The sequence below is a fragment of the Kitasatospora sp. MBT63 genome, assembly GCF_000710465.2.
In the GTDB taxonomy this organism is placed as follows: Bacteria; Actinomycetota; Actinomycetes; order Streptomycetales; family Streptomycetaceae; genus Kitasatospora.
The window spans coordinates 1-5,043 of the sequence record NZ_JAIZ01000824.1; the positions used below are offsets into that span (position 1 = coordinate 1).

4 protein-coding genes and 1 pseudogene are annotated in these 5,043 nt (G+C 68.7%); 2 read left to right on the forward strand and 3 right to left on the reverse strand.

Annotation, left to right across the window (positions count from 1 at the left end; genetic code table 11):
• Positions 1-129 precede the first annotated feature (129 nt).
• Positions 130-429 (reverse strand): hypothetical protein, encoded by a 300-nt coding sequence (locus AA75_RS43495; RefSeq protein WP_033826092.1) that lies wholly within the window; start codon positions 427-429, stop codon positions 130-132.
• Positions 430-843: 414 nt separating this feature from the next.
• On the opposite strand from AA75_RS43495, the gene AA75_RS43500 reads away from it, so the two are divergent.
• A complete protein-coding gene (locus AA75_RS43500; RefSeq protein WP_033826093.1) occupies positions 844-2,451 on the forward strand; it encodes an IS1182 family transposase in 1,608 nt (535 codons plus the stop codon).
• A 70-nt stretch (positions 2,452-2,521) separates the two neighbouring features.
• Here the strand turns inward: AA75_RS43500 and AA75_RS43505 are convergent, their stop codons facing one another.
• Both AA75_RS43505 and AA75_RS46825 read right to left on the reverse strand, forming a co-directional pair.
• A complete protein-coding gene (locus AA75_RS43505; protein ID WP_233289460.1) occupies positions 2,522-2,872 on the reverse strand; it encodes a hypothetical protein in 351 nt (116 codons plus the stop codon).
• 159 nt (positions 2,873-3,031) lie between these two features.
• Positions 3,032-3,506, reverse strand: a pseudogene (locus tag AA75_RS46825) (IS5 family transposase); the annotation flags it as partial.
• A 292-nt stretch (positions 3,507-3,798) separates the two neighbouring features.
• Here AA75_RS46825 and AA75_RS43510 point away from each other — a divergent pair.
• Positions 3,799-5,001 (forward strand): IS110 family transposase, encoded by a 1,203-nt coding sequence (locus tag AA75_RS43510; RefSeq protein WP_033826094.1) that lies wholly within the window; start codon positions 3,799-3,801, stop codon positions 4,999-5,001.
• Positions 5,002-5,043 lie beyond the last annotated feature (42 nt).

Below are 5,043 nucleotides of genomic sequence, written 5' to 3' on the forward strand. Positions count from 1 at the left end.
GCGGGGCGGGGCGGCGCTGAGCCGGCAGCGGCCCGCCGGATTCAGTGGGGGAGGGGGGCGTACTCCCGGCCGGGTTCGGATGCGTCCCAGAGGTAGGTGTGCCCATCCGTTCCGTTGCTCGTGGCCCCGTCAGTCGTCGTCGCCGCGCACAAATGCCCCGAGGGCTTCCGCGAGTGCTTCGGCTGCCGTCTCGGTGTGGTCCGTGTAGCGTCCTACGATGTCGATCCTTCCGCGGCGCCACGAGAAGACCGCAGTCTCACCGGGAACCGGGTAGCCCTTTTGGACACCGATGTCGAGCCACTCCCGTGGCGGGCCCTCTTCGACGAGTGGACTGGCGTCCGCGAGTGCCTCCCATTCACTTGCCTCGATCGGGTTCGACGGACTCCGGGTCCAGTCCTGTGCGCGGGTGATGTGGAAGTCGTAGCTCATGTCCTCGATTGCCTTCTCGTCCGGTTGAACCGCCGAATAGCGCTACCCCACGCCGTGGCTGTGCACCAGGGGTACGGACAGGACACGCTCGTGGCGAAGGGCAGAGAGTGCGCGGAGATTCCCGCCGCCCACCTGCTGGCCGCGATGCTTTCAGATGACCGACCGTCGCCCCAGGCCGCGGGTTACTGTCGAGAGCAGCAAGTCTGTGAATCAGCGCCGGCGCCTCTATCTTGACTCTGTCGGGGATCTTGAAGTCTCCCGGTGTGCCCGCCTGATCAGCGGGCATGCTCGGGCTGATCGAAGACCGTGTAGTTGTCGAGGTGTCAGTTGTCGCTCCGTCCCCGTTCCGGCGAGCAGGTCCCTTCTCTGACCGCGCAGATCGCGCGGGCGAGCAACCCGTGCGGTACGACGGCGATGTGGGTCAGAGACCGGCTGGACGGGCTGTGGCGCGACGAGGACTTCGCGGGCTGGTACCCGCGCGACGGACGCCCCGGAATCTCGCCCGCCCAACTGGCCACCGTCAGCGGGCTGCAGTTCCTGCTCGGCCTGTCGGACCGGCAAGCAGCAAAGGCGATCCGGTGCCGTATCGATTTCAAGTACGCCCTGGCCATGGAACTGGACGATCCCGGCTTCCACCACAGCGTGCTGGCCGATTTCCGCGAGCGCCTCGCCCAGGACGACCGCGCCGACCGCCTCCTCGATCTGGCACTCGCGCGCCTGAAGGATGCCGGACTCGTACGCGAGCGCACCACCCAGCGCACCGACTCCACCCACGTCCTCGCCTCGGTGCGTGAACTGACCCGGCTGGAGCTGGTCACCGAGGCGGTACGTGCCGTGCTGGAAGAAGTGGCCCGCGCCGGCTCGCACCTGCTGACCGGCTTGGTCGGCGAGGAGTGGGGGCGACGCTACGGCCGGCCGGTCCGCCTGGGCAAGAATCCCACTCGGCCCAAGACCAGGATCCTCGCCGCCGGCGACGACGCCTGCCGTCTGCTGGAGCACCTCCACCGGCATGGACCGGCCTACCGGCCCGGCCCGCAGGCCGAGGCCCTGCGGCAGATCCTCGTCCAGCACTACTACCGCGACGCGGCAGGCCGACTGCGCTCGCGCACCGCCGACGACGGCGGCCTGCCGCCCTCGTCGGTGGCGATCGTCTCCCCCTACGACACGACGGCGCGCTACGACCGTCACGGGCACATCATCAGCTGGAAGGGCTTCGCCGCGCATGTCACCGAGACGTGTGCCTCCGACAGCGTCAACGTGATCACGGACGTGGCCACCACCTCTGCTGCCACCAACGACGGCCAGGCCTTGCCCGGCATCCACACCCGCCTGGCACGCCGCGCACTGCTGCCCGCCGAGCACCTGGTCGACGGCGGCTACACCTCCCTGGTCCACCTGGAACGCGCCGCCCGAGAACACCAGGTCACCGTCAGCGGGCCGCTGCCGGGCAACCCCCCCCGCCAGCACCGCAGGAGCGAGGGCTTCGACCGGGACGACTTCCACATCGACTTCGACCGCCGCCAGGTCACCTGCCCGAACGGCCAGGTCAGCGCCGGCTGGCACGGCCCCTACCCGACCTCCTCACCCACCGCGGCACCCCTGATCGTGGCACGGTTCACCAAGAGCCAATGCCAGCCGTGTCCCGACCGCTCCCGCTGCACAAGCTCCAGCGACGCCCGGAACGTGGGCTTTCCCCCGCGAGAACTCCGCGACCTGCAAATCCGTGTCCGCGCCGAGCAACAGACCCCCGAGTGGAAGGCCCGCTACGCGGTCCGCTCCGGTATCGAGAGCACCATCAACGAGTGCGCCCACGGACACGGCATGCGCCGCTGCCGCTACCGAGGCCAACCGAAGGCTCACCTGCAACACGTACTCACAGCCATCGCCGTGAACATCGAACGACTCAGCGGCCAACCAACCGCGGAGCAGGTCCCGTCATCGAGACCGCCGACCGCCTTCCAGACCTACCTGGATGTGAACGACATTCCCCGGCCGAAGTCCTGGCGAACCCTCGGCACTTGAGCCCGATCGCCCAAGATCCCCGACAGAGTCAAGCTATGGCCTGTTTCAAAAGCCAGCTGCGAGTGAGCGGTCAGTCGGCGGCGAGGATGTCGGAAAGACTCACGGCGGGGCGACCAAGCATGGCTGTCAGCGTGCGCTGCTGGCGCTCGGTCAAGGCGGCAACGAAGATCACTGCGTCAGCGTTGGCCTGAGCGCACGCCTGAGCTACCTCGCGGACCTTTCCGTAGCTCAGCAGGGTCCGTGAGGAGTAGGGCAGGCTCATCTTCTGCACCCCGCCATCCGAGACGCCTCGTCGCTGCACGATCTGCACCACGACCCGTGCGCCGCGCGCTGCCAGCTCTGTCGCCGCCGACGCCATGAGTGTTTCGAAGTCCTTCTGCTTCGCGGAGAAGTAGCCAACCAGAACTACTTCGGCGCCCACGGCCGTGAGTCGGGACGCCTGGCGCTGGGCCGGCTCCGGCGGCACACGGCGAGCCGGGCGCCGGTCGCGCCTTCGGGGCTGATGCATGCGCAACAGGTTAGGTTGCTGGCTACCTGCAGCGATACCGCGTTTCTCGCTGACCGAGGTTGGCGAGCAAGGTCAGAGCCACTCGTTGATGACGGCGATCGTGATGGTGGCCTCGTAGCGGACGGCGAGCTTGTCGTATCTCGTGGCCACGGCCCGGTGCCGCTTGAGGCGATTGATCCCGCACTCGACCGTGTGGCGCTCGCGGTAATCGGCCTTGTGGAACTTCGGCGGCCGACCACCGCGGGCGCCCAGCTTCTTGCGATTGCGGATCTGGTCGGACTTCTCCGGAATCGTGCAGCGGATCCCACGCTTGCGCAGGTAGTCGCGGTTGGCTCGGGAACCCGTAGGCCTTGTCCGCCCGCACCCGGTCCGGTCGACAGCGCGGCCTGCCGACGCCCCCGCGGGGCACCCGGATGCGCTCCAGGACCGGCTGGAACTGGGGACTGTCATGCCACTGGCCGGGGGTGACCAGGAACGACAGCGGCTTCTGTCCGTGCTCGACCGCCAGGTGCACCTTCGTGGTCAGTCCACCGCGTGAGCGCCCGAGCCCGTGGTCGGCGGGCTCGACTGCGACTCCACCCGGATTGTCCCGCTGCAAATCCCCGTTACTGTTTTCACGGCCCCGCAATGGGGTTCCCGGCCTCCCGGCCCGGCATGACTTGATCCCCCAGTCGATCATGATCGAAAAGGTGGTGTCACCGGGCTCGGAGGCGTTGGCAGACCGCTGATGAGGGGCTTGAGCGCCGTATCCCCCACCGGGTGAGGCAGGCTCTCCGTAACGTGGATGCCGGCACGCCGATGCCGCAGGGCCGGGGCAGCGAGACCCTGGGGAGGGACAGTTGACCAGCACCGACGGCATAGATCTCTATCTCGGCCTGGATGTCGGCAAAGGTGAGCACCATGCGACCGCGCTCACCCCGGCCGGCAAGAAAGTCTTCGACAGGGCCTTGCCTAACAACGAGCCCAGGCTCCGTGAGCTGTTCACGAAACTGCAGGGCAAGCACGGGGCGGTGCTGGTGGTGGTCGACCAGCCGGCCACCGTCGGTGCCCTGCCGCTGGCCGTCGCCCGCGACACCGGCTGTCGCATCGCTTACCTGCCCGGCCTGACCATGCGCCGGATCGCGGACCTCTACCCGGGCGAGGCGAAGACCGACGCCCGCGACGCGCACGTCATCGCGGACGCCGCCCGCACCATGTCGCACACCCTGCGCGACCTGGTGCCGAGCGACGAGACCGTCGCCGAGCTGGAGATGATCGCCGGATTCGACGACGACCTCGCCGGTGAGTCGACGAGGATCAAGAACCGCCTGCGCGGCCTGCTCACCCAGATCCACCCGTCACTCGAACGCGTGCTTGGTCCCCGCCTGGACCACCCGGCCGTCCTCGCCCTGCTCGAACGCCACGGCTCTCCGGCCCAGTTGAGGAAGGCAGGCCGGCGTCGACTGATCACACTGCTGCGGCCCAAGGCCCCGCGGATGGGCGAGCGCCTGGTCGAGGACATCTTCACCGCCCTCGGCGAGCAGACCGTCGTCGTCCCCGGCACCGAGGCCGCCGCGCTGGTCGTCCCCAGCCTCGCCGCCTCGCTGACCGCAGTCCTCGACCAGCGCAAACTCCTCGCCGCGAGGATCGAGGAACTGCTGGAGGCCCACCCTCTTTCCCCGGTCCTGACCTCGATGCCCGGCATCGGGGTCAGGACCGCTGCCCGGATCCTCGTCGACGTCGGCGACGCGAGCACCTTCCCGACCGCCGGCCACCTGGCCGCCTACGCCGGCCTGGCGCCCGTCACCCGCGCGTCCGGCTCCTCCATCCGCGGCGAGCACCCCTCCCGGCGCGGCAACAAGCAGCTCAAACGGGCCTTCTACCTCGCCGCGTTCGCGTCCCTGTCCCAACCCGAGTCACGCGCCTACTACGACCGGAAACGACGCGAGGGCAAACACCACGTCGCGGCCCTCGTCGCACTCGCACGACGCCGCATCGACGTCCTGTTCGCCATGCTCCGCGACGGCACCCTCTACCAGCCACAGACCGCCGCGACGGGTTGACGAAGAGGAGCTAACACAAAGCTCGGACGCGCCTGTAGGTGA